This is a genomic window from Streptomyces sp. R41, assembly GCF_041053055.1.
GTDB lineage: Bacteria > Actinomycetota > Actinomycetes > Streptomycetales > Streptomycetaceae > Streptomyces.
This window is the reverse complement of the sequence record NZ_CP163443.1, coordinates 675089-699616: the sequence shown is the minus strand read 5'-3', so window position 1 is coordinate 699616 and position 24528 is coordinate 675089. Positions and strand designations below refer to the sequence as shown.

General features: G+C 70.2%; 22 protein-coding genes and 1 pseudogene. 9 read left to right on the top strand and 14 right to left on the bottom strand.

The genetic code is table 11. The features are described from left to right. The first annotated feature begins 51 nt into the window (after positions 1 to 51). Complete coding sequence (locus tag AB5J53_RS03320) at positions 52 to 597, top strand: PadR family transcriptional regulator (protein WP_369244159.1); 546 nt, start codon at positions 52 to 54, stop codon at positions 595 to 597. Positions 598 to 670: 73 nt separating this feature from the next. Here the strand turns inward: AB5J53_RS03320 and AB5J53_RS03315 are convergent, their stop codons facing one another. From AB5J53_RS03315 to AB5J53_RS03305, 3 genes are all read right to left on the bottom strand, one after another. Continuing rightward, complete coding sequence (locus tag AB5J53_RS03315) at positions 671 to 1237, bottom strand: hypothetical protein (RefSeq protein ID WP_369244158.1); 567 nt, start codon at positions 1235 to 1237, stop codon at positions 671 to 673. 188 nt (positions 1238 to 1425) lie between these two features. Next, positions 1426 to 2355, bottom strand: a complete 930-nt coding sequence (locus tag AB5J53_RS03310) for a LysR family transcriptional regulator (protein WP_369244157.1) — start codon at positions 2353 to 2355, stop codon at positions 1426 to 1428. Positions 2356 to 2376: 21 nt separating this feature from the next. Beyond that, a complete protein-coding gene (locus AB5J53_RS03305; RefSeq protein WP_369244156.1) occupies positions 2377 to 3330 on the bottom strand; it encodes a fibronectin type III domain-containing protein in 954 nt (317 codons plus the stop codon). Positions 3331 to 3731: 401 nt separating this feature from the next. Here AB5J53_RS03305 and AB5J53_RS03300 point away from each other — a divergent pair, with 401 nt between their 5' ends. Further along, positions 3732 to 4430 (top strand): glycoside hydrolase family 75 protein, encoded by a 699-nt coding sequence (locus AB5J53_RS03300; protein ID WP_369244155.1) that lies wholly within the window; start codon positions 3732 to 3734, stop codon positions 4428 to 4430. A 40-nt stretch (positions 4431 to 4470) separates the two neighbouring features. On the opposite strand, the gene AB5J53_RS03295 is transcribed toward AB5J53_RS03300, so the two are convergent. Further along, entirely contained in the window at positions 4471 to 5235 is a 765-nt protein-coding gene (locus tag AB5J53_RS03295; RefSeq protein ID WP_369244154.1) for an SDR family NAD(P)-dependent oxidoreductase, read from the bottom strand. A gap of 163 nt (positions 5236 to 5398) precedes the next feature. On the opposite strand from AB5J53_RS03295, the gene AB5J53_RS03290 reads away from it, so the two are divergent. Beyond that, positions 5399 to 6064: a TetR/AcrR family transcriptional regulator gene (locus tag AB5J53_RS03290; RefSeq protein WP_369244153.1), complete on the top strand. Its 666-nt coding sequence runs from the start codon at positions 5399 to 5401 to the stop codon at positions 6062 to 6064. Positions 6065 to 6092: 28 nt separating this feature from the next. Here the strand turns inward: AB5J53_RS03290 and AB5J53_RS03285 are convergent, their stop codons facing one another. The 3 genes from AB5J53_RS03285 to dhaK form a co-directional block, all read right to left on the bottom strand. Next, complete coding sequence (locus tag AB5J53_RS03285; protein ID WP_369244152.1) at positions 6093 to 6509, bottom strand: PTS-dependent dihydroxyacetone kinase phosphotransferase subunit DhaM; 417 nt, start codon at positions 6507 to 6509, stop codon at positions 6093 to 6095. Next, positions 6502 to 7101: a dihydroxyacetone kinase subunit DhaL gene (gene dhaL, locus AB5J53_RS03280; RefSeq protein WP_369244151.1), complete on the bottom strand. Its 600-nt coding sequence runs from the start codon at positions 7099 to 7101 to the stop codon at positions 6502 to 6504. The genes AB5J53_RS03285 and dhaL overlap by 8 nt, the downstream gene beginning before the upstream one ends. A 190-nt stretch (positions 7102 to 7291) precedes the next feature. Then, positions 7292 to 8284: a dihydroxyacetone kinase subunit DhaK gene (dhaK, locus tag AB5J53_RS03275; RefSeq protein ID WP_369244150.1), complete on the bottom strand. Its 993-nt coding sequence runs from the start codon at positions 8282 to 8284 to the stop codon at positions 7292 to 7294. Between the two features lie 322 nt (positions 8285 to 8606). Here dhaK and AB5J53_RS03270 point away from each other — a divergent pair. From AB5J53_RS03270 to AB5J53_RS03255, 4 genes and pseudogenes are all read left to right on the top strand, one after another. Next, a pseudogene (locus tag AB5J53_RS03270) lies at positions 8607 to 8916 on the top strand (histidine kinase); the annotation flags it as partial. A gap of 293 nt (positions 8917 to 9209) precedes the next feature. Then, complete coding sequence (locus tag AB5J53_RS03265) at positions 9210 to 9392, top strand: hypothetical protein (RefSeq protein ID WP_369244149.1); 183 nt, start codon at positions 9210 to 9212, stop codon at positions 9390 to 9392. A gap of 5 nt (positions 9393 to 9397) precedes the next feature. Next, positions 9398 to 10288, top strand: coding sequence for a universal stress protein (locus AB5J53_RS03260; protein WP_369244148.1), 891 nt, complete (start codon positions 9398 to 9400; stop codon positions 10286 to 10288). A 227-nt stretch (positions 10289 to 10515) separates the two neighbouring features. Further along, positions 10516 to 12900 (top strand): phosphoketolase, encoded by a 2385-nt coding sequence (locus tag AB5J53_RS03255; protein ID WP_369244147.1) that lies wholly within the window; start codon positions 10516 to 10518, stop codon positions 12898 to 12900. A 48-nt stretch (positions 12901 to 12948) separates the two neighbouring features. Here the strand turns inward: AB5J53_RS03255 and AB5J53_RS03250 are convergent, their stop codons facing one another. The 4 genes from AB5J53_RS03250 to AB5J53_RS03235 all read right to left on the bottom strand — a co-directional run bounded on the left by AB5J53_RS03250 (position 12949) and on the right by AB5J53_RS03235 (position 18418). Continuing rightward, positions 12949 to 15006, bottom strand: coding sequence for a beta-galactosidase (locus AB5J53_RS03250; protein ID WP_369244146.1), 2058 nt, complete (start codon positions 15004 to 15006; stop codon positions 12949 to 12951). A gap of 101 nt (positions 15007 to 15107) precedes the next feature. Continuing rightward, entirely contained in the window at positions 15108 to 16448 is a 1341-nt protein-coding gene (locus tag AB5J53_RS03245; protein ID WP_369244145.1) for an ABC transporter substrate-binding protein, read from the bottom strand. 82 nt (positions 16449 to 16530) lie between these two features. Further along, the gene (locus AB5J53_RS03240) at positions 16531 to 17487 is read right to left on the bottom strand and encodes a carbohydrate ABC transporter permease (RefSeq protein ID WP_369244144.1); all 957 of its coding nucleotides are present in this window, start codon (positions 17485 to 17487) and stop codon (positions 16531 to 16533) included. A 4-nt stretch (positions 17488 to 17491) separates the two neighbouring features. Next, entirely contained in the window at positions 17492 to 18418 is a 927-nt protein-coding gene (locus AB5J53_RS03235; RefSeq protein ID WP_369244143.1) for a carbohydrate ABC transporter permease, read from the bottom strand. A 289-nt stretch (positions 18419 to 18707) separates the two neighbouring features. Between AB5J53_RS03235 and AB5J53_RS03230 the strand changes: the two genes are divergently transcribed. Together AB5J53_RS03230 and AB5J53_RS03225 are read left to right on the top strand one after the other, a co-directional pair. Further along, positions 18708 to 19706: a LacI family DNA-binding transcriptional regulator gene (locus tag AB5J53_RS03230; protein ID WP_369244142.1), complete on the top strand. Its 999-nt coding sequence runs from the start codon at positions 18708 to 18710 to the stop codon at positions 19704 to 19706. 237 nt (positions 19707 to 19943) lie between these two features. After that, a complete protein-coding gene (locus tag AB5J53_RS03225) occupies positions 19944 to 21707 on the top strand; it encodes a SpoIIE family protein phosphatase (RefSeq protein ID WP_369244141.1) in 1764 nt (587 codons plus the stop codon). On the opposite strand, the gene AB5J53_RS03220 is transcribed toward AB5J53_RS03225, so the two are convergent. From AB5J53_RS03220 to AB5J53_RS03210, 3 genes are read right to left on the bottom strand one after another with little or no spacing between them, the layout of a single operon-like run. Beyond that, positions 21704 to 22561 (bottom strand): sugar phosphate isomerase/epimerase family protein, encoded by an 858-nt coding sequence (locus AB5J53_RS03220; protein ID WP_369244140.1) that lies wholly within the window; start codon positions 22559 to 22561, stop codon positions 21704 to 21706. The genes AB5J53_RS03225 and AB5J53_RS03220 overlap by 4 nt on opposite strands. 21 nt (positions 22562 to 22582) lie before the next feature. Then, positions 22583 to 23602 carry a Gfo/Idh/MocA family protein gene (locus AB5J53_RS03215; protein ID WP_369244139.1) on the bottom strand — a complete coding sequence of 340 codons (1020 nt, stop codon included), beginning with the start codon at positions 23600 to 23602 and terminating at the stop codon, positions 22583 to 22585. Positions 23603 to 23625: 23 nt separating this feature from the next. Next, positions 23626 to 24528, bottom strand: a complete 903-nt coding sequence (locus AB5J53_RS03210; protein ID WP_369244138.1) for a sugar phosphate isomerase/epimerase family protein — start codon at positions 24526 to 24528, stop codon at positions 23626 to 23628.

The following is a 24528-nucleotide window of genomic DNA, read 5'->3' as shown; positions in this document are numbered from 1 at the left end:
GGCAGCAGCCGGGCGCCCGGTCTCCGGTACGGCCCTCCTTAGGATGACCCCATGTCACTCCCGCACGCGATCCTCACCGCCCTGCTCGAGAAGCCGTCGTCGGGCCTCGAACTGACCCGGCGGTTCGACAAGTCGATCGGCTACTTCTGGTCGGCGACGCATCAGCAGATCTATCGCGAGCTGGGAAAACTGGAGGCCGAGGGCTACATCCGCGCCCTGCCCGCCGAGCAGCCGGCCCGGGGACAGAAGAAGAGCTACGAGGTCCTGCCCGCGGGTCGCACCGAACTCGCCCGCTGGACCGCCGCATCCCAGGATCCGAAGCCGCTGCGCGACACGATGCTGCTGCGGCTGCGCGCCTCGGCCGTGGTCGGCACCGCGGGCGTCGAGGCCGATCTGCGCCGCCATCTCGCCCTGCACCAGAGGCAGTTGGCGGAGTACGAGGAGATCCAGGAGCGCGACTTCCCGCCGGACAAGGACGCTCCCCAGGACCGGCTGCGGCACCTCGTGCTGCGTGCCGGAATCGACCTGGAGACCTTCTGGACCCAGTGGCTGAGCCACGCGCTGGAGGAGTTCGAGCGGCTGCCCGCGCCCGAGTAGGGGTCACCCGCACAGGCGGCCGTCCCTCCGACCGGAGTCGGGTGGACGGCCGCCGGTGTGACGGGCCCCTGAATCAGAGCCGGTGGGGCTTGGCCCGGCGCCGCAGGTACCAGGCCGCCGCCACGATTCCGGTGGCGACCAGTACCCCGCCGCCCACCAGGGTGACCGTGCCGTAGTCCTGGACGGCTCCGCCGAAACCGCCCAGGACTCCGCGTGACGGCGAGGCCGTCGATGAGATCGTGGGGGTCTTGGAGGTCTTGGGGGTCGTGGGGGTCGTGGGGGTCGAGACGATGATGGACTGGGTGCCCGCCGTCGTTCCGTTCGCGCAGACCACGATGACCGTATAGGTGCCCGGGCTCACGCCCGACCAGGACGCGGACTGACTAGTGCTCGTCCCCGTCAACGACGCTTGGCGCCCTTGGGCGAAGTTCGCCTGTCCACTGCTGAGCAAGGAGGCGTTGCCGAAGCTGCTGCCGTTGCTCGGACACGAGCCGGTGGTCACCGAAACATTGGAACCGGTGGTGCTCACGGAGATTCCGGAACCGACCGCGACGGCCGACGGGGCGGCCAGGGTGAGCGGCAGCGCAGCGGCGGCGGCCACGGTCAGGCCGGAGCGGAGAAATATCTGAGTAGTACGCATTGGACTGCCCTCCAGCGGCACGGTTGGCGGTACTTCCCATGCGCCGCCGAGGGTTGGAAAGGCCCGTGCTGCCTCAGGGAGAGCCAATCCGCCATCGGCCCGGCCCGCATGCGGACGGGGACCGGGCAGGTGATGAATTCCTTCGTCCGGCCGACTGCTGATCGCTTGTTACGGCAGTGGGCCGTCGGTCACCACGAGCGGCCCGCCTGCAGCAGCCGCTCCCGGACGAGTGCCACGTGGGGGTTGTCCGAGGCGCCGGGCCGCTGGGTGAGATACCCGGTGTTGATCGGCGGGTCCTCGGGCGACAGCAGGGGCACCAGGGCACCGGAGGCCAGCTCGTCCAGGCACAGATAGCGGGGGAGCACCGTGATCCCGGCGCCGGCGACGACCGCCGCGAGGACGCCGCGCAGATCGGGCACCGTGATCGCGGCCTGCCCGGTCAGCCGCACTCCGAAGACATGCCGCCAGTAGCGGCGGGCGATGGGCAGATCCTCGGCGTATGTCACCAGGGGCACCCCGTGCAGCGCGGCGGCCCCCTCGGTCGCCACCCGGTCCGGGCCGATGCGCTCGGCCCACGCCCGGGAGGTGACGAGCACGAACTCCTCGTCCATCAGCGGCACGGACGTCAGGGTGCGCCCGCGCGGCCGGGTCGTGGCGATCACCAGGTCGAAGCGGCCCCCGCGCAGCCCCTCCAGGAGGTCGTCGGTCAGCCCGGTGCTGATCCGCAGCCGTACGCCCTGTTCCGTCAGCGGCGCCAGCGCAGGCAGCGCCTTCGCGCACAGCAGCTCGGCCGGACCCGCCACGTGGACCGGGTCCGGCGGCTGGTCGGCGCCGAAGCCGCCGCGGTCCGCGACCGCCGCGAGCGCGTCGAGCGGCGCCGCGACCTGCGCGGCCAGCTCGTCCGCCACCGACGTCGGCACCACCCCCCGCGGCCCCCGCTCGAACAGCTCCCGGCCCAACTGCTCCTCCAGCGAGCGCATCTGTGTCGTCACCGTCGGCTGGGAAAGGCTCAGCAGCCGCGCGGCCGCCGTGAAGGAACCGGACCGGTGCACCGTGAGGAAGGTGCGCAGCAGGGAGAGATCGAGGGGTGCGGCGGCATTGGTTTCCCTATGGGGCATGCCAGCAACTCTATGCCGTGGCTATTTCCGGCTGCCTGTCGTCACCGTGCGCTCCGCCGAGAACCCACCCCATGTACCGTCCGGGAGCTTCGCCCTGATCCGCACCCGGTGCGCGACCCCGGCGTCCCGGCCCACGTAGAAGCTGTACGTGGATCTCCCGCGCGGCGGGTTGCCGCCCCACACCAGCGAGGTCACCGGACGCCCGTCGAGATGGATCCGGTACTCCGTGATCACCCCGTCCACCTCCGGCGCGACCCACGACAGATCGATGTAGTACGCCCCGTCCGCGCGGTGGGTCGTCGCACGGAAGCCGGTCGGCGCCGTGCCCCGACCGTCGTCCGACCCCCGCGCGGTGGTGAGCCGGACGGTGCCGCTCTCGGGCGAGAGGTTGTCCGCCGCGTCCCGCGCCCGCACCGTGAAGGAGTAGTGGGTACCGGGCCGCAGCCCGGTGACCACCGTCGCCGTCTGCGCGCCGCCGACGCTGTGGATCTTCGAGGTGCCCTGATAGATGTCGTACGAGGCCACACCGCGGTCGTCCGTCGACTTCTCCCAGGACAGCTGGGCCGCCCGGCTCCCGACCGCCTTGCCGTGCGGCAGGCCGGGCCGGGTGGGCGCCGTGTGATCGGCCGCGACCGCCGCCGGCGTGGTGGCGCGCACCTGCTTGCTGGGCGGTCCGGAGTCCCCGGCGCCGTTCCGGGCCCGGACCGTGAAGACGTATGTGGTCGACGGTGTGAGTCGGGTGATGTCCACCATGTGCTCCGCGCCGGGCACTTCCTTGACCTTTGTGGTGCCGAGATACACCTCGTAGCGGGTGACCTCCGGATCCACGGAAGCCAGGTTCCACATGACGTGCACGCTGGTCGCACTGCCCGCAGCGGCGGTGACGCCCATCGGCGCCGAGGGCAGTCGATCGCCCTGGCCGTCGTCGTGCGCACCCCACCCGCAGGACGACAGGACGAGCAGTGCCCCGCACATCAAGCCATGCCTCACAGCAGGGGGAACGCGTCGCAAGGGCCTGCCCTCCCTCGACGGGATTGGTCTGTACCTATAAGACACGGCTGGCGCGGCCACATCAAGAGGGTGGGTGGTTGTTGGTCGGACCGGCGTTCGGGTACGTATGCTGAGTCCTGACGCGGCGTGAACTCGCCCTTGTCTCAGGGGAGTTCACGCCCACGGCGCGGGCCGCTGTCGTCGCTGATCCCGCGCCGGCGAGGGCGGTCGAGTGGCCGGAGCCGACTGCGGCTCGGGCCCTCGGCCGCACGGCGCCCGTCGGCGCGCCCATGGGCCGTCCGGCCCTCTCAAGTTGACGCACCGTCAAACGCGCACCACATTTGCGCAAATGACCGTCTATATCCCCCAGGAGAGGGTCTCTTATCGTGCGTGTCCAGTCGCTGACGCTGGCCGCGGCCGGTGCCGCCCTGCTCGCTCCCGCTTCGCCGGTGCTTCTCGCCGACGCCCAACCCACTCGCCCCGCGGCGGCGGTGAGGGAAGGGAACGTCCGGGCCGCCGACCTGCTCGCGAAGGTACGCCGCTGTGTTCCGGTCTCGAAGGGGCGCTACCGCAGCGACGACGGCGCCCGCGCCGACATCCCCGTCTGCGGCACACGGGGCGCCGTGTTCTGGAAGGCCGACCTGGACATCGACTGCGACGGTAGGCCCAGCCGCCTGTGCAACCGGCGGACCGACCCTCTCATCTCGGAAACCACCGCCTACCAGCAGTCCGACGGCCGGTACTTGAGCGCCGAGACCCTTCCGTACGTCGTCGTGCCCACGGCCGGCGACATCTGGGACCATCACGACCACGGTGTTCGCGGTGGGTCGGTCGTCGCCGTGATCTACCGGGGCCGGATCCAGTACGCGGTCGTCGGCGACACCGGACCGCACGACATCATCGGCGAGGCCTCGTACGCCACCGCCAAGGCACTCGGCATCCGCCCCGACCCGCACGGCGGCGGGACGGACTCCGGGGTCACGTACATCGTCTTCAGGAACTCCCGGGTGTCGCCCATCGAGGACCACGCGGCCGCGGTGGCGGTGGGGAAGCGGCTGGCCCGGCAGTTCGTCCGCGGCCACTGAGCGGCCACTGAGCGGCCGCCGGGCCGGTGCTCGGTGGTCGTCAGACCGCGGCCCAGCCGTTGTCGACGGGCAGGATCACGCCGTTGATGTTGCTCGCCGCGTCCGAGGCCAGGAACACGATGGCGGCGGCCTGCTCCTCGGCGTTCGCGACGCGGCCGACATTGCCCATGTACGCGAGGAGGGCCGTGGGGCCCGTCGCGCCCTGGTCGAGATCCGGGACCATGCCGGTCTGTGTGCCGCCCGGGGCGATGGCGTTGGCGCGGATGCCCTTGTCCCGGTAGGTCACGGCGAGGGACTTCGTGAAGCCCGCGATGCCGTGCTTCGAGGCGGTGTACGCGGCCCCCGCGGCGCTGCCGCGCAGGCTCGCCTCGGACGCGGTGTTCACTATGGCGCCCTCGCCGGCCTCCAGCATGTGCGGCAGCACCGCCCGGGTGAGCAGGAAGGGAGCGGTGAGGTTCACCCGGATGACCCGCTCCCACTCCGCGTCGCTGACGTCTCCCGCCGCCGACATGCGGTCCATGATTCCCGCGTTGTTGACCAGCACGTCCACCCCGCCGAACCGCTCCACCGCGGTCGCGGTCACCCGGTCGACGACGGCCTGCTCGCTCAGGTCGCCCGTGACGGCTACGCCGGTACCGCCAGCCGCCACGATGTCCTTCACGACGCTCTCCGCGCCTTCGGCGTTGAGGTCGGCCACGACCACGCGCGCACCCTCCGCCGCGAAGGCGAGCGCGGTGGCGCGCCCGATGCCGGAGCCCGCGCCGGTGACGATGACGCTGCGGCCGGACAGTCCAGTGGTGGTCATGACGTTCTCCCAGAGGTGTGCGTGCGAGGTGCGACGGAGCCGCCGCGCTCCACACCGTACGACTTAATGTCTTTGAGTGACATAAAGTCCGGGAGCCCTTTTCGAGATCGTTAGACTCAGGCAGTCCAGGGCAGCAGCCGCAGGCAGAACCAGGGAGTCACCAGTGCCGGACGGCGCCATCACCGAACCCCCCGGCCGAGCGGGCGGCCGTACCGGACGGCCTCCGCTGACCGAACAGCGCAAAGAGGAGATCCGGCTGGAGATCGCGCGCGCCGCGGTGGAACTGTTCGTCTCCCAGGGCGTGGCCGCGACCACCGGCGAGCAGATCGGACAGGCGGTCGGCGTCTCCGCGCGGACCCTGTGGCGTTACTTCCCGAGCAAGGAGAGCTGCGTCAGCCCCCTGTTCGCCGCCGGGATCGAAGCGATCGCCTCGGCGCTGCGCGCATGGCGCCCCGACCAGCCGCTGGAGGACGCCCTGGAACGGGCGTCCACGACCGGCGACCGCCCGATGGCGAGGCCGCACCTGCCCAAGGTCCGTGCGCTGCTGAGGCTGACCCGCACCGAGCCGGGCCTGCGCGCGGTCTGGCTCCAGGCCCACGACGAGGCCGAGCCGGTCTTCGCCCGCGCGCTCGCCGACCGCGCCGGCTCGGCCGCCGTCGACCTGCGGTCGGAGATCCAGGCCGCCATGCTCAACGCGGCCCTGCGCACGGCGGTCGAGCACTATGCGTGGCGCACGGACGAGGAGGAGCCCGACCCCCGGGCGGCGGAGGCCGAGCTGGTGGCGACCGTTCGCTCGGCCCTCGCCGTCGCGGCCGAAGGACTTTCCTGATCAAGCCCGGGACGAGTGGTCCCGGCGCTCACACCTTCCGGTACGAGTACGCCTCCACGGCCGCCGCCTCCACCGCGGCGAGGTCCGCGCCCGCCGAGGCCGTGACGACCGCGGCCACCGCGCCCTCGACGAAGGGCGCGTCCACCAGACGGGTGTTGTCGGGGAGTTCGTCGCCCTCGGCGAGCAGTGCCTTCACGGTGAGGACGGCACTGCCCAGGTCGGTGAGGACGGCGATTCCGGCGCCACGGTCAACGGAGGCGGCCGCGGCGGCGATCAGCTCCGCGCTCGTGCCGAGGCCGCCGTCCACGGTGCCGCCCGCCGGAGCGATGGGAGCGGTCGTGCCACCGCCGGCGAGGCCCGTCGCGAGCTCGGCCACGGAAGCGGCGACGGCGGCGCTGTGGGAGACCAGGACAATCCCTACGAGCTTGTCCGTGGAGTCACTCACCGGCCGCCTCCACGAGTGCCGCGATCAGGAGAGCCGAGGAGGTGGCGCCGGGATCCTGGTGCCCGATGCTGCGCTCGCCCAGATAGCTCGCCCGGCCCTTGCGGGCCTGCAACGGTGTCGTCGCGACGGCGCCCTCCTCGGCGGCGGCCTCCGCCGCGACGAACGAGTCGGCGAGGGCGTCGACCGCGGGCACCAGCGCGTCGATCATGGTCTTGTCGCCGGGCGCGGCTCCGCCCAGTGCCATCACCGCGTCGATGCCCGCGCGCAGCGCGTCCGTGAACTGCTCCTCGGTGACCTCGGCGGCATCCCCGAGCGCCTTGCCGGTCCGGCGCAGCAGGGTGCCGTACAACGGTCCCGACGCGCCGCCGACCGTGGAGACCAGCTGCCGCCCGGCGAGCATGAGGACGGCGCCGGGCGTGTCCGGCGCCTCCTTCTCGAGCGTGGCCACCACGGCTTTGAACCCGCGCTGCAGATTGCTGCCGTGGTCGGCGTCGCCGATCGGCGAGTCCAGAGCGGTGAGCCGTTCCGCCTCGCGATCCACGGACGCGGCGGTCGCCGTCATCCAACGGCGGAAGAAATCGGCGTCGAGCACGGAATCTCCTTGCGTGGTTGCCTGGTGCGAGCGGTGACTGTGTGGTGCGCGCGTTGACTGCGGGGGCCTGGAGTGAGCGTTGATTGCCGGGACCTGGAGCGAGCGTTGTACTGCGGGGACGAGCGTTGACCGTGCGCTACGAGCGTCGACTGGTTGCCGACATCGGCAGCCGATCGCCTGTTGACCGGGTTCACACGCCCCAGCGCAGGCCCGGTGTGTTCACCGGTGCGTCCCACAGCCGCAGCAGCTCCTCGTCCACCTGGCACAGCGTCACCGAGGCGCCGGCCATGTCCAGCGAGGTGACGTAATTACCGACCAGCGTGCGCGCCACGGGGACTCCGCGCTCGCCCAGCACCCGCTGCACCTCCGCGTTGTAGCCGTACAGTTCCAGGAGCGGGGTCGCGCCCATGCCGTTGACCAGTACCAGCACCGGATTGCGCGGGCTCATGTCCTCCAGGATCGCGTGCACCGAGAAGTCGGCGATCTCGCTCGAGGTCATCATCGCGCGCCGCTCCCGGCCGGGCTCGCCGTGAATACCGACGCCCAGCTCCAATTCCCCGGGCGGCAGGTCGAAGGTCGGGCTGCCCTTGGCCGGAGTCGTGCACGCACTGAGCGCGACGCCGAAACTCCGGGAGTTCTCGTTGACCTGCCGTGCCAGCGCCTGGACCCGCTCCAGCGGCGCGCCCTCCTCGGCGGCGGCACCCGCGATCTTCTCCACGAACAACGTCGCCCCGGTGCCGCGCCGCCCCGCCGTGTAGAGGCTGTCGGTGACGGCCACGTCGTCATTGACCAGGACCTTCGCGATCTGGATGCCCTCGTCCTCGGCGAGCTCGGCCGCCATGTCGAAATTGAGCACGTCACCCGTGTAGTTCTTCACGATGAACAGCACGCCCGCGCCGCTGTCCACAGCGGCCGCTGCCCGCACCATCTGGTCCGGCACCGGAGACGTGAACACCTCTCCGGGACAGGCCGCCGACAGCATCCCGGGACCCACGAATCCGCCGTGCAGCGGCTCGTGCCCCGACCCGCCGCCGGAGACGAGGCCCACCTTCCCGGCCACCGGGGCGTCCCGCCGCACGATCACGCGGTTCTCGACGTCCACCGTCAGCTCCGGATGTGCCGCCGCCATGCCCCGCAGCGCGTCCGCGACCACCGTCTCCGCCACGTTGATGAGCATCTTCATGGGAACCTCCTGGTGAGATTTTCAGCTTAGCCGCCGGCCGATGTCTTTCCTGGTCAGAGTGCGTACGACCGCTTGTCGATCTTGGTGGTTCGCGGCCGGCCGGAGCGGGCTCCGACCGGGTTGTCACTGAGCTGTCGCCGCGCTCCTGACGGGTTGCCATGGATCTGGTGCTGTGCATGTGAGGGAGCCGAGTAGTCCACTCCCGGCAGTATCGGCGCTCAGGGGGCCGTGGTCACCTGCAGCGACACTCCCGGGTTCGTGAAGGGCGATGTACGGCGCGGGGGTTGTAAGGCCTTCGACCCCCGACTCTCAGCCAGTACGGCGAGAACTGGATCTCCCGCAGGTGCCGCGCCGCATCGTCGAAGCCGCCGTAGTAGGTGGACGCCGAGTACGGAGCGCCGGGTGTGATCGGCGACGATCGTCGGCTGTCGGAGTTCCTGACCGTGGAACGGGGAGGAACAGTGTGCCCGGATCGGTGACTTGCCGAGCGGCCACGGCATTCTCGGCGAGCTGATCCGGCATCCTGTACCGCTGCGACTGCCGGAGCTCTCGGAGCACCTCTCCTCGTACGGCACTACGGCCCATCACCCGCCGACTCACTCCTTCCTGGTGGGGTGCCCATCCGCGAGCGCGGCAGGGAGTCCGGGAACCAGCGCGCGCCTCGCCCGGCGGCAGCAGGCGTACGTCTTGCCGCGCGCGCCCGCGCCCGCGCCGACGGCCGGCTCCGCTGACAGCGGGGCCCCGGAGGTTCCCGCCGGGGCCGGTCATAGGGCCGATCGGCCCCGGCCGAGTACCTCTGGCCCCTCCAACACGGACACCCTGGACACGACGCTGGAATCGGCCCCCCGATTCAGGAGGTGAAGACGATGCCCCGCACGATCACCGTCGGCCTCGACGGCTCGCCCGAGAGCCGGGCGGCAGCCGAATGGGCGGGCTTGGTGGGGACCCCCGGCAGGATCTCGACGAGGTGTTCCCGCTGCGCACGGCGGGCCCCACGCGGGTGGTCTCCCTGCCCCGCCCCCTGGCCTCGGTCAACGAATCCTTCCAGGACGTCCCGCACGGCCCGGTCGACGCCCGGATCGTCTTCGAGTTCCCCGACGGAAGGTGAGGATCATGGAGCTGCCGCTGGTCGTGGGGGTCGACGGCTCCGAGCCGAGCCTGCGCGCCGTGGACTGGGCGACGGACGAGGCCGGCCTGCGCGGACTACCGCTCCGGCTGGTGTACGCCTCACTCTGGGAGCGCTACGAGGGCACCTCGCTCGCTCAGGGACAGGACCGCCCCTCGGAAGAGGTGATGGCCGAGGACATCGTCGACGCGGCCGCTCGGCGGGCACACCGTCGCGACGCGGAGGTGAAGATCTCCACCGATGTGCTGCCCGAAGAGCCGGTGCCCGCTCTGCTGCGCGAGGCCCGCAACGCCACCGCACTGGTCCTCGGCGCCCGAGGCCGCAGTGCCATCGCCGAGCTGCTGCTCGGTTCGGTCGGCCTCGCCGTCTCCGCCCGCGCGCACTGCCCGGTGATCGTGCTGCGGGGCAGCCACGACAACCAGGCGAAGTCAGGGGTACAGCGGCGCATCGTGCTGGGTGTCGGCGAGGAGCCGCAGAACTCCGCGGCCGTGCGCTTCGCCTTCCAGGAGGCGGACGTACGGAAGGTCCCTCTGGAGGCCGTACGGTCCTGGCGTCGGCCCGCCCACGGGACCACAGACCATCCGCCGCCCGCCGGAGAAGCCGCTGGTCTCCATGAGAAGCGGGCCACGGACACCCTCGACGCCGCGCTGCGCGCCGCCGCCGCGGAGTTCCCGTCCGTGGAATTGCACCGGCGAACCGTCGAGGGCCCCGCCCGCAAGGCGCTGCTCGACGCCTCGGCCACCGCCGATCTGCTCGTCGTCGGCGCCGAGCGTCGCCACGGGCACTTCGGGCTGCAGCTCGGCCGGGTCGCCCACGCCGTGCTGCACCACTCGGCCTGCCCGGTCGCCGTCGTACCGCAGCGGGTGCGAACACCGTGACCGGTTCAGCGACCCGCCGCGTGACCGGGGAGGCAGCGATCCGGATCGCGCGGTGGGGCGCAGGTGCTCGACACCGGCGCGGCCCGCCGCGCGGCGGCTCATGGCGCGGTCCGCGCGACCCGCGGCTTCCGATGCTCGGAGACTCCGTTGATCGTGCCGCCCGCCACGCCACCCAGTCCGTTCGATGACGACCTCGATGACGTACCTCTATGACTTACGGAGTCACCATGCCCAAGGTCGAACACCAGGCCAGCACCGTACTGACCGACGAGGAACTACGCACCCTGGACGCCCATTGGCGGGCCGCCAACTACCTTGCCGTGGGCCAGATCTACCTGCTGGCCAACCCGCTGCTGACCGAGCCCCTCACGCCCGCGCACATCAAACCGCGGCTGCTCGGCCACTGGGGCACCTCGCCCGGCCTCAACCTCGTCCACACCCATCTCAACCGCGTCATCAAGGCCCGCGGTCTCGACGCGCTGTGCGTATGGGGCCCCGGCCACGGTGGGCCTGCCGTTGTCGCCAACTCCTGGCTGGAGGGCAGCTACAGCGAGACGTATCCGGACGTCTCGCGTGACGCGGAGGGCATGGAGAGGCTCTTCCGTCAGTTCTCCTTCCCCGGCGGAGTGCCCAGCCACGTGGCACCCGAGACGCCCGGCTCGATCCACGAGGGCGGGGAACTGGGCTACTCGCTCGCGCACGCCTACGGGGCCGCCCTCGACAACCCGAACCTGTTGGTCGCCTGCGTGATCGGCGATGGCGAGGCCGAGACCGGGCCGCTCGCCGCGTCCTGGCACTCCAACAAGTTCCTCGACCCGGTGCACGACGGCGCCGTCCTGCCGATCCTGCATCTCAACGGCTACAAGATCGCCAACCCGACCGTGCTCGCCCGCCTGCCGGAGCCGGAGCTCGACGCGCTGCTGCGGGGGTACGGCCACGAACCGATCCACGTCACCGGCGACGACCCGCACCAGGTCCACCGGGCCATGGCCCAGGCGTTCGACGAAGCGCTGGACCGTATCGCGCTCATGCAGGCCACGGCTCGCGAGGGTGGCGTGACCGAGCGGGTGCGCTGGCCCATGATCGTGCTGCGGACCCCCAAGGGCTGGACCGGGCCCGCCGAGGTCGACGGCGTGCCGGTCGAGGGCACGTGGCGCGCCCACCAAGTCCCGCTGGCCGGTGTCCGCGAAAACCCGGATCACCTGCGGCAGTTGGAGACCTGGTTGCGCTCGTACCGTCCCGAGGAGCTCTTCGACGCCGAGGGGCGGCCCGTCGCCGATGTCCTCGCCTGCGTTCCCGAGGGCTCCCGCCGCCTCGGCGCCACCCCGCACGCCAACGGCGGCCTGCTCGTCCGTGATCTGCCGATCCCCTCCCTCGACCGCTTCGCCGTGCCCGTGGACAAGCCGGGCGCCACCCTGCACGAGCCCACCCGGGTCCTCGGCAACCTGCTCGAACAGGTCATGACGGACACGGCCGGTCGCCGCGACTTCCGGCTGGTGGGCCCCGACGAGACCGCCTCCAACCGGCTGGAGGCGGTCTTCGCTGCCAGCGGCAAGGCCTGGCAGGCCCAGACCCTTCCGGTGGACGAGCACCTCGACCGCCACGGCCGGGTCATGGAAATCCTCTCCGAACACCTCTGCCAGGGCTGGCTGGAGGGCTATCTGCTGACGGGCCGGCACGGACTGTTCTCCTGCTACGAGGCCTTCGTGCACATCGTCGACTCGATGGTCAACCAGCACATCAAGTGGCTCAAGACGTCACGGGAGTTGGCCTGGCGGGCCCCGATCGCCTCGCTCAACTACCTTCTCACCTCGCACGTGTGGCGCCAGGACCACAACGGCTTCTCCCACCAGGACCCGGGGTTCGTGGACCACGTCCTCAACAAGAGCCCGGAGGTCGTACGGGTCTATCTGCCGCCGGACGCCAACACGCTGCTGTCCGTGGCGGATCACGTGTTGCGCAGCCGCGACTACGTGAATGTCGTGGTCGCCGGCAAGCAGCCCTGCTTCGACTGGCTCTCCATGGACCAGGCCCGCGCCCACTGCGCCCGAGGCGCCGGAATCTGGGACTGGGCGGGCTCTGCCAATGGAGATCGCGAACCGGATGTCGTCCTCGCCTGCGCGGGCGACGTCCCCACCCAAGAAGTCCTTGCCGCCTCCGATCTTCTGCGTCGGCATCTGCCCGAGCTCGCCGTCCGGGTCGTCAACGTCGTCGACATGACCCGGCTGCTGCCGCGCGAGGACCACCCGCACGGGATGACCGACTTCGAGTACGACGGGCTGTTCACGTCCGACAAGCCGGTCATCTTCGCCTACCACGGCTATCCCTGGCTGATCCACCGGCTCGCCTACGGCCGCTCCGGCCACGCCAACCTGCATGTCCGCGGCTACAGGGAGATGGGCACCACCACGACCCCCTTCGACATGGTCGTCCGCAATGACCTGGACCGCTACCGCCTGGTCATGGACGTCATCGACCGGGTTCACGGCCTCGGCGTCCGCGCCGCCGCAGTACGCCAGCAGATGGCCGACGTCCGCACCCGGCACCACGCCTGGATCCGCGAACACGGCACCGACCTGCCCGAGGTGGCCGACTGGGCCTGGAGTGTCTGAAGACAGCGGGTGCCTCCGGCCCGGCCGCCCACCTGGGCGTGACCTTCGTCAGGTCGTGGGCTGTCGCAGTACGGCGACGTCCCTGGGGGAGAGGACAGGGGCGCCGTCGTCCCCTGCATGGCCGATCAGGAGTTCCCCGGCGAGCCCTGTCAGCGGCACCGTCTCGTCGGTGCGGTTGACCAGGAACAGATAGCGGCTACCGGCGCCACGGCGCACGATCAGCTCGACGCTGCCCCGTGCGCCGTCGGGCAGTTCACTGACGACCCCGGCAGGGGCGAGCAGCTGCGGCAGCAGGCCGGTGAGGCCGTCCACGCCCAGCCGGGTGGAGACGTAGGCGGCCGAACCACGGCCCACCGTGCGGCGGGTGACTGCGGGGCGACCGGCGTACGTGCCGCCGCGGTAGTGGGACAGCACCTCCACCTCCGGGTCGGTGACGGTGATCCGGTCGGTCCACAGAGTGCCGGTGGCGACGGAGTCCGGCCCGAGCTCCAGCTCGGCCGTGTCGCCGTAGAGCAGCGGCCCGAACTCCTCGACGCGGATGCCGAGCAGCTCGCGCAGGGCTCCCGGGTAGCCGCCGAGCCAGATGTGGTCGTTCTCGTCCACGACGCCGGAGAAGTAGGTGGTGACCAGGTGGCTGCCGTGCTCGACGTACCGCGTGAGCTCCTTGGCCAGCGGAGCCGGGACCATGTGCAGCACGGGTGCGATCAGCAGCTCGTACCGGCCGAGGTCGGTCTGCGTGGTGACGAGGTCGGCACGCACGCCGAGGGCGAGGAGGGCGGAGTACCAGTCGAGCGCCTCCCGGCGGTAGTCGAGTCGGGAGGTCGGGTGGGAGTCCTGCTCGCTCGCCCACCACGACTCCCAGTCGAAGACGATCCCGACCCGGGCGGGCTCGCGCTCGGTCCCCGCGACCGGAGCCAGCGTCCGCAAGGTCCTGCCGAGGCCGGCCACCGCGCGGAAGACCTCGCTGTCGGGCCCAGCGTGCGGCACCATCGCCGAGTGGTATTTCTCGGCGCCGGCCGCCGACTGGCGCCACTGGAAGAAGCACACGGCGTCGGCGCCGTGCGCGACGTGCAGCAGCGAGTCACGGGCCAGGTCGCCCGGCCGCTTGGCCACGTTGACGGGCTGCCAGTTCACGGCGCTCGTGGAGTGCTCCATGAGGAACCAGGGACGTCCGCCGGAGATACCGCTGACGAGGTTGGCGGAGAAGGACAGCTCGTCCCGGTCCTGCGGACCGGGCATGACGTAGTGGTCGTTGGAGACGAAGTCGATCTCGCCGGCCCAGTCGGCGTAGTTCATCCCCTTGGTGCCGCCCATCACCATGAAGTTCGTGGTGACCGGAACGCCGGGTGTGATCTCGCGCAGCAGGTCCCGCTCGGCGCACAGATACTCCTTCAGCGCGTCGGAGGAGAAACGCTTGAAGTCCAGCTGCTGTGTGGGGTTCGGGTAGGAGGCGGCAAGACGGGGCGGCAGGATCTGCTCCCAGTCGCTGAACCGCTGGGACCAGAAGGCGGTGCCCCAGGCGTGGTTGAGCGCGTCGATCGTGGTGTAGCGAGCGCGCAGCCAGTCGCGGAAGGCACGAGCCGCGTCGTCGGAATAGTCGTAGATGTTGTGGCAGCCCAGCTCGTTGGAGACATGCCAGGCCACCAGCGCGGGATGGTGGGCGTACCGCTCGGCCATCTTCCGCACCAGGCGCAGCGCGTGGTCGCGGAAGACGGGCGAGGTGGGACGCCAGTGCTGGCGGCCCCCCGGCCACAGCGTCTCACCGGAGGCGGTCACCGGGAGAATCTCCGGGTGCGCCGTGGTGAGCCAGGGCGGCGGGGAGGCGGTCGCGGTGGCCAGGTCGACCCCGATTCCGCCCGCGTGCAGCAGGTCCATGACCTCGTCGAGCCAGGTGAAGTCCCACTCGTCCTGGGCCGGCTGGATGCGGGCCCAGGAGAAGATCCCCACCGAGACGATGTTGACGCCGGCCTCGCGCATCAGCCGTACGTCCTCCTCCCACACCTCGCGCGGCCACTGCTCCGGGTTGTAGTCGGCGCCGAACGCGAGGCGGGGGGTGGGGTCACCGTCCGCCCCGTCCTGAAGCCGGGACAGGAGGGTGGAGATCATGATGGTCCTTCCGGTGTGCTGCACGGGGCGGCGCGTGGTGCGTCGCGATGTCCGGGCGGCTATTTCTGAGCGGTCACTTCCGAGCGGTTACTTCACAGCCGTCACTTCTCGACGGTGAAGCCCTGCTCGTTTCCGTACTTGACGGAGGCGTCCTGCCAGGACTTCAGGCCGGCGGCCAGCTTGGTGTTGGAGACGTACGCCTTGCCGACGGTGTCGTTGAAGATCGAGTTGGCGTACTGCTGGAAAGGCAGGTACGACCAGTCGTCGGCGACGTTGGCGGCGGATTCGGCGAAGATCTTGTTGGCCTCCTGGCCACCGAAGTAGTCGAACTTGGTGTTCTGGAACTCGGTGGACTGGAGTTCCGCCTTGGTCGCCGGGAAGGCGCCCTGCTTGACGCGGGTCTGCACGCCGTCCTCGGCGTTCGCGTACTTGACGAAGGCGTAGGCGAGTTCCTTGTTCTTGGCCAGCTCGGGCACGGCCAGGGAGCTGCCGCCGTTCTCCGCGCTCGCCTTGTCGCCCTTGGTCCAGGCCGGCATCGGGGCCGCGCGCCAGTCACCGGAGGCGTTCGGCACGCCGGTGACGAAGTTGGCGGGCATCCAGGCGCCGGTGGCCAGGGTGGCGATGGTGCCGTCGCCCAGGCCCTTGTACCAGTCGTCGGTCCAGCCGTTGATGGGCGCGAGGAGCTTCTCGTCGAGGAGCTTCTGCCAGGTGTCGGTGTACTTCTTGGCGCCCGCGTCGGCGAAGTCGATCTTCACCTTGGTGCCGTCGACCTTGTAGGGACGCGAACCGGCCTGCCACAGCATGCTGGTGGTGAAGCCCGCGTCGCCGGCGTCGTTGGCGATGTAGACCTTGGGGTCGGCCTTGTGCAGCTTGCGGGCCGCCTCGACGTACTCGTCCCAGGTGGTCGGGACTGCGATCTTGTACTTGTCGAAGACCTTCTTGTTGTAGAACAGCGCCATGGGGCCGGAGTCCATCGGCAGGCCGTAGACCTTGTCACCCTCGCTCACGGCGTTCCACGGGCCGGGGGTGTACTTGTCCTTGAGCTTGTCCGCGCCGAAGGGCGCCAGGTTGGTGAGGCCCTTGGTGAGGGCGTACTGCCCCAGCGCGAAGTACTCGACCTGCGCGACGTCGGGGACGCCCTTCTCGGCCGAGATGGCGTTCGACAGGGCGGTGTAGTGCTTGTCACCGGACCGCTCGCCGACGAGGTTGATCTTGACCTTGGGGTACTTCTTCTCGAAGTCGGCGGCGACCGTCTTGAGCGTGGGCTCCCAGGCCCAGACCGTGACCGTGCCGCCCTTCTTCAGGGCCGCCTGGATGTCCTGGGCCGAGACCGGCTTCGTGTCGGAGCTGTCGTCGTCGGAGCCGCCGCAGGCGGTCGTCCCCAGGGCGAGGGCGGACAGGAGAGCGATGCCGCGCAGCAGGCGGCCGGTGGTTCTGCGCATGAAGGTGCTTCCACTTCTTCGTGGGTGGGACAGGGCGAGGGTGAAAGAGGTGACGCTGAGGGGGTGGGGCCAGTGGGCGGGGTTACTCCTTGACGCTTCCGGCGGCGAGCCCGGACTGCCAGTACTTCTGCAGCAGCAGGAACGCGGCGATCAGCGGCACGATGGTGAGCAGCGAACCGGTGATCACCAGGTTGAAGATCACGTCGCCGCCGATGGTCTCGGCCTGGGAGTTCCAGGCGCTCAGGCCGAGGGTCAGCGGGTACCAGTCCGGGTCCTTGAGCATGATCAGCGGCAGGAAGTAGTTGTTCCAGGTCGCGACCGTGGTGAACAGCAGGACGGTCACGATGCCGGGGGCGAGCAGCGGCAGGGAGACCCGGAAGAAGGTGCGCACCTCGCCCGCGCCGTCGATGCGGGCGGCCTCAAGGAGTTCGACGGGGATCGCCTCGCTGGCGAAGACCCACATCAGGTACAGACCGAAGGGCGAGACGAGCGAGGGGATGATCACTGCCCACGGGGTGTCGGTCAGTCCCATCTTGCTGAACATCAGGAAGGTGGGTACCGCCAGGGCGGTGCCTGGGACGGCGACGGCACCGATGACCACGGCGAAGACGGCGCGCTTGCCGGGGAAGGTGAACTTCGCCAGCGCGTAGCCGCCCAGGATCGCCAGGAAGGTGGCGCCGCCGGCGCCGAGCACGACGTACAGCAGGGTGTTCAGCAGCCAGCGTACGAAGATGCCGTCGTTGTACGTGAAGGTCTGGCTGATGTTGTCCCAGAGAGCGAAGTCGTGGCTGAACCACAGTCCGGAGGACTCCGCGAGCCCTTCCTGGGTCTTGGTGGCGCTGATGACCAGCCACACCAGGGGCACCACGGTATAGAGCATGATCAGGCCGGTGAGCACGGTCAGCAGAACGCTGCGCCTGGGGCGTCCTGGAACATGCTTGCGGCGCGTACGCAGTCGGGGCGCGCCCTTGGAACCGCCGGCGGCCGGAGCGGGTGCGGGCTGGGAAGCGGTGGTGACGGGGCTGCTCGTGCTGCTCATCGGGTCACGCTCCCTTGCGCATGCCGCGGAGCTGCACGACATAGGCGATGACCATGGTGATCAGCCCCATGATGATGGCGACCGCCGCGGAGTAGTTGTGCTGCTGGCCGTTGAAGGACAGCGAATACGTGTAGAAGTTCGGGGTGTAGTCCGTCGTGATGGCGTTGCGCGCCAGCGGCCGCAGGATGTTCGGCTCGTTGAAGAGCTGGAAGCTGCCGATGATCGAGAAGATCGTCGCGATGACGAGGGCGCCGCGGATCGCGGGGAGCTTGATGGCGGTGACGACGCGGATCTGCCCGGCGCCGTCGATCTCCGCGGCCTCGTACAGCGAGTTCGGGATGACCCGCAGCGCGGAGTAGAAGATCAGCATGTTGTAGCCGACGAACTCCCAGGTGACGATGTTGCCGATCGACGCCAGCACCAGGTCGGAGGAGAGCGGGTCGGGCAGGGTGACGCCGAACGCCCCGTTGATGTCGCCCACCAGTCCGTACTTCGTGCCGTACATGAAGCCCCACATGAGGGTGGCGACCACGGCGGGCACCGCGTACGGCAGGAAGATCGAGATCCGGAAGAAGTCCCGGCCGTACAGCCGCCCGCTGTCCAGTGCGAGCGCCACGAGCAGCGCGATGCCCAGCATGATCGGCACCTGGACCAGCAGGAACAGCGACACCCGGACCAGGGAGTCCCAGAACTGGTCGTCCTGCAGAGCCTGTTGATAGTTGTCCAGGCCGACGAAGGACGTGCCGCCGATGAGCTTGTCCCGGAAGAGGCTGAGGTAGATCGAGTATGCGATCGGAGCCAGGAAGACGAAGGCGAAGACCACCGCGAAGGGGCCTATGAACCCCCACCCCGTCCAGGAACGGCGGTCCCGTTTCGCCGGAGGCCGGTCAGGGCGCCGTGTCACGGCGGCAGGGGGTTGAAGCGTCGTCATGTCGTTCGTTCCTCGCTCGTCCATCTCGGAACCGGCGTCTCACGCCGTCGCAGATGTTTGCGTAAACATGCAGCTCCGAAGGAGGCCCTGGGCTGTTATGTTTACGTAAACATCTGATGGCGGCATGTCTACACTGCCCCCATGTCGGCGGTCAAGGGTCGCCTGATGAAACGGCGACTCAGGTAATCGAGGGAGACGGGTGGACACAGCGGACGGTGCCTCGACGAGCAGGGATCGGGCACGCACGCGTACGCAGACGCGGGCCGCGCGGCGCACACCGAGTGCGTCCATGGCGGATGTCGCCCGCCTGGCCGGCGTCTCCTCGCAGACCGTCTCCCGGGTGTCCAACGGTTACGCGGGCGTCAACGAGGAGACCCGGCGGCAGGTGCTCGCGGCCATGAAAGAACTGGGCTACCGGCCCAACAGCGCCGCCCGGGCCCTGAAGCGCGGCGAGTTCCGCACCATCGGCGTCATCACCTTCAACCTCTCCACCACGGGCAATATGCGCACCCTGGAGGCGATCGCCACGTCCGCGGCGCAGGAGGGTTACGCCGTCACGCTCCTGCCCGTCGCCGTCCCCACCCAGGACGAGGTGCGCGGCGCCTTCTCCCGGCTGGGCGAGCTCGCCGTCGACGCCGTCATCGTCATCATGGAAGTGCACCTGCTCGACGCGGCGACCATCTCCCTGCCGCCCCGCGTCCAGGTCGTGGTCGCCGACTCGGACGCCGGCGACCGCTACACCGTGGTCGACACCGACCAGGCCGGCGGAGCCCGCGCGGCTGTGCGGCACCTCCTGGACCTCGGCCATCGCACGGTCTGGCATCTGGCCGGCCCCGAGGAGTCCTTCGCGGCCGAGCGCCGTGCCGCCGCCTGGCGCGCCGAACTCGCCGAGGCGGGCCGCGTCCTGCCGCCCGTCGTACGAGGCGACTGGTCGGCGGAGTCCGGCTATCGCGCGGGTCTGCGACTCGCCGGCGAGAAGGACTGTACGGCGGTGTTCGCCGCCAACGACCAGATGGCGCTGGGGCTGTTGCGGGCCCTGCACGAGCGCGGCCGGAAGATCCCCGACGACGTCAGCGTCATCGGCTTCGACGACATCCCCGAGGCCGGCTCCTTCCTGCCTCCCCTGACGACCGTCCACCAGGACTTCGCCGAGGTGGGACGCCTGTGCGTCGAGGGTGTACTACGGCGGATGCGCCACGAGGGGGCGGAGCACGGCACGACACTCGTCCCTACGAAACTCGTGGTGCGCGACAGCACCGCATCGTGGCCTCCTGCCGCGGGCGAGTAGAACGGCGCTCCGGCGCGCATGCTCGGCGCGGCCAGCATGGAGGGAACACCGTTCTCACCGAGGCGGGTCTCGCCCGGCTGGAGGAGGCATGGCCCGCCCGGCCGGCCGACGCCCGGGGAGCGCCGCCGGCGCGTCGCCGCTCACCGGCTTTTGACCCGACGCGCGTGCGCGGCACGCCCGCGTGACCGATCATGGATTTCAGCGGGTCGCAGACTCCGGGAGTCGAGGAGGATGCCGGTGGAGCCGGATGTTCCTGCCGCGCAGCCCCTGATCTCCAGCGACGTCGAGGCGGTGCTGGCGGCGGCGGGCGGCGTCGTCGCGGGCCTGCCGCTCGGCCGTGAGTACCGAGCACTGCACCGGAGCGTGGAGGGCACGAAGGCAGGATTGGCCGTACTCGACACCGAACTGCGCTACCTCTACGTCAACCCGCGCATGGCCCGGGTGGACGGGCTGTCCGCCGAGGCCCACCTCGGCCGCACCCTCGCCGACGTCCTGCCAGGGGCAGCGCGTGCCGGGCAGGTGCTGCGGGAGGTGCTCCGGGACGGACGGCCGCGCCAACTGGTCGGCACCGGATTCGCCCATGCCCCCTCGCCTCATGTGCGCCACGAGTGGCGGGTGACGTTCCACCGGCTGGAGGACGAGCACGGCAAGGTCGTCGGGCTGGTCGGCGTCGGTCTGGAGATCACCGAACCGCTCCGGTATCTGCCCGAGTTGGAGCGTGCCCACCAGCGCATGGCGCTGCTGGACACCGCGGTCACGCGGATCGGCAACACCTTGGACATCGACGCCACCTGCGGTGAGCTGGCCGACTTCGTGGTCCCCGGGCTCGCGGACGCCGCGGGTGTGGAACTGTTCCAGCAGGACCGGCCGGGCGGGCGGCGGCAGACTCCGCCCGGCGTCATGCGGCTGCGCCGGGCCGCCTTCAGCGCCGCACCGCAGGTCAGAGCCGCGCTGAGGGAGATCGGCTCGGCCGGTGTGTATGTGGAATACGAGGCGGGATCACCGATCAGGCAGCGGCTGGACGCCGGCCGGTCCTGGATGCACGACCTCTCGGCGGGCGACGTGCCCGAGGGGTCGTACGCCGATCGGATCGCCCGGTATCGCGCCGCCGGGGTGCACTCGGTACTCATCACACCAGTGGGCACCGAGGACCGTCTCCTCGGCACTCTGTCGATGGTCCGCGTCGGCCCCTCACCCGCCTTCACACGCGAAGACGCCGTGGTGGCACAGGAGTTGGCTGCCCGCGCCGCCCGGGCCCTGGACCGGGCCTTCCGCTACGCCCGCGAGCATGCGATGGCCCTGGAGCTGCAGCGGGCCCTGCTGACCGAGCCGACCGTCCCCCACCCGAACCTGGAGACCGCCTTCCGGTATCTGCCGGCGGACGACACCACGGTGGTGGGCGGCGACTGGTTCGACTCCCTGGCCCTGTCCCGTGACCGAAACCTCCTGGTCATCGGCGATGTCATGGGCCACGGAGTCGAGGCGGCCGTCGCCATGAGCCACTACCGGTCCATGCTGCGGGCCCTGGCCGACACCGGACTGCGACCGCACGAGATGCTCCATCACGCCGACCGCATGGTCGCCGACGCGGGCTTCGAGCGGGTCGCCACCTGCCTGCTGGCTCTCGGCGACCCTCGTGCCAACACCGTCTCCTACTCGAACGCGGGACATCTGCCGCCCGTTCGGATCACGCCGCAGGGGCACATCGAGATCGTGCCCCTTCCGGTGGGTCCACCGCTGGGCACCGGGTTCGGCGTGTACGAGACCGTCACGCGCCCGGGTGTGCCCGGCGGGACCCTGCTGCTCTACACCGACGGCTTGGTGGAACGCCGGGACGAGGACATCGACGACTCCCTCCGACGCCTCACTCGCCTGAGACTCTCCCCGCGAGACAGCCTCGAGAAGATCGTCGACGATGTCCTGGCCCAGCTGATGAGCGGCCCCGCGGAGGACGACGTCGCCGTGCTCGCCGCCCGCGTGCACCGCCTGACCCATCTCTAAGGCACGTGGGCGAGGTACTCGGCGATCTTCTCGCGCATGAAGACCGACGACTCCTTGGCCCGTTCCTCCCAGGCGAACACGCAGGCCGTGAGGGTGCCGTCGAAGTGGTGGGACTTCAGCTCGCGGAACAGCTCGTCGAAGTCGACCTCGCCCTGCCCGATGTCCAGGTGCTGGTGGATGCGGGCCGGGGTGCCGGGCGGGTTGAGGATGTAGCGGTTGCCGGAGGAGGCGGTGTGGTCGAAGGCGTCGGCGAGATGCACATGGGTGAGCAGGTCGCCGGCGTACTCGATGATGCCGGGCGCGTCGTTTCCGATGTGGAAGGTGTGCGGGGCGCAGTACAGGAACGTGACGTTCGGGTGGTTGATGCCGCGGATCAGGTTGATCGCGTCGTAGCCGTTCTCGATGAAGTCGTCCGGGTGCGGCTCCAGGGCGAGGCGGATGCCCTCGCGCTCGAACAGTGGCAGCAGCTCGTCGAGGGAGTTCCAGAACTGGGCCTCCGAGCGGTCGGAGGCCTCGGGGCGGCCGTTGAACTCGGAGATCATGCTGTCGACACCGAGGTCGGCGGCGATCTGGATGGACCGCTTCCAGTACCGCACGGCGGCCCGGCGGTCGTCCTCGTCCGGTCCCGACCAGCGGAACAGGGGGAGCAGCGAGGAGATGCCGACGCCCGCGGAGTCCAGCGCCTTGCGGAACTTGCGGACCGTGCCGTCGTCCACGCGGGGATGCCGGAAGAAGGGGATGAAGTCCTCGCGGGGGGACAGCTCGATCCACTCGTAGCCCAACTCGGCCACCACGGCGGGCAGTTCGAGGAGAGGTACATGGCGGATCATGTACGGGTCGAGCGCGATCTTCATGGGGCAGTGCCTTCCGGTGTGTCAGCGGTAGAGGGCGGGGCGCTCGATCAGTTCGACCTCGGTCCTGCGGCCCTCCGCCTGGGCCCGGACGCCCGCCTCGCAGACGGCCGCCGCGGCGTATCCGTCCCAGCTGCTGGGGCCGGTGACCTCGCCCCGCAGCGTGGCGTCGACCCAGGCCTGGACCTCGCGGTCGTACGCGTCCACGAACCGCTCCACGAAGTCCGGGGCGATGGAACCGCCCCACCGTCCCGCCGTGTTGACGAGCATCCCTTGGGCCTCGCCGATCCGTGCCGTGCCGTTCTCGCAGACCGCCTCGGCCTGCACCTGGTAGCCGAATCGGCAGTTGACGTAGATCTCGACGTCGACCAGGGTGCCCCCGTCCGTCTCGAAGACGACGAACTGCGGGTCGGACAGCCCCTCGGGCGCGTTGCCGGAGGGCTTCGGCTTCATCACCGTGACCGCGGTGATCTCCTGGTCCAGCAGCCAGCGGGCGACGTCCATCTCGTGCACCACGGAGTCGTTGATCAGCATCTGCTCGGTGAAATACGGCAGGACGTCGGCGTTGCGGTGCCGGTTGTGCAGCATCAGCGGCCGGCCCAGTTCACCGCTGTCCAGCAGTGACTTGAGCTTCATGTACTCGGCGTCGTACCGGCGCATGAACCCGACCTGGACCCGCCGGTGGCCGAGCTTCTGCTCGGCCTCCATGACGCGCAGCGCGGAGGCCGCGTCCGGAGTGAGCGGCTTCTCGCACAGCACCGGCAGGTCGTGCTCGAAGGCGGTGAGCAGCGCCGCCTCGTGCGCCGGGCCGGGTGAGGCGATGATCACGGCGTCGACGTCGTCCGCGGCCATGGCGGCGGCCGGGTCGGTGTACGCGGTGCAGCCGTCGATGCCCGCGGCGAGCTGCTTGGCCCGTTCCGCGTCGAGGTCCGCGACGGCGGTCACCCGCGCCCCGCTGATGACCTCCGTGATACGGCGTACGTGGTCGGCCCCCATCCGGCCGGTGCCGATGACGGCGATGCCGAGCGTTCCGCGCTGGGTCATGGTGTTCGGTGGTCCTTTCGGGGTCAGGCGCCGCAGGAGCGGAGGAACTTCCGGGTGCGGACGGCGATGGGCAGCGGCTTGTCCGGCTCGCAGGGGTACATGTCCTGCTCGACGATGGCGAACAGCTCGACACCCAGGCCCTGGGCCGCGACCAGCACCGGCTCCAACTCCGGTACACCGGAAGGGGGTTCGCACATCACACCGCGCTGGACGGCGGGCCCGAACGGCACCTCGTTCTTGACGACGTCGGCGAGGATGTCGGGGTCGACCTGCTTGAGGTGCAGATAGCCCATCCGCTCGCCGTACGTCTCGATGAGCTTCACGCTGTCGCCGCCGCAGTAGGCGTAGTGCCCGGTGTCCAGGCAGAGGTTGACCAGCTCGGAGTCGGTCGAGTCGAGGAAGCGCTCGACGTGGTCCTCGGTGTCGATGTGGGTGTCGGCGTGCGGGTGGACGACGATGTCCAGGCCGTACGTCTCCTTGACCTCGTGGCCGAGCCGCTCCATGCCCTTGGTCAGGTGGGCCCACTGCTCGGCGGTCAGCTCCGGCGGCTCGAGGATCTCGGCGGTCTTGTCGTCCCGCCAGAAGGACGGGATGACCACCAGGTGCTTCGCGCCCATGGCCTGGGTGAGGGAGGCGACCTCGCTGACGTGCTTCCAGGTGGACTCCCAGACCGAGGGTCCGCGGTGCAGCCCGGTGAAGATCGTGCCGGCCGACACCTTCAACCGTCGCCTGTTCACCTCGTCGGTGAGCCGGGCGGGGTCGGTCGGCAGATAGCCGTACGGGCCGAGTTCGATCCAGGAGTAGCCGGCCTCGGCGACCTCGTCCAGGAAACGTTCCCAGGGAACCTGCTGGGGGTCGTCGGGGAACCAGACGCCCCAGGAGTCGGGTGCCGAGCCGACCCGGATGCGGTCGAGGGCAGTGGTCAT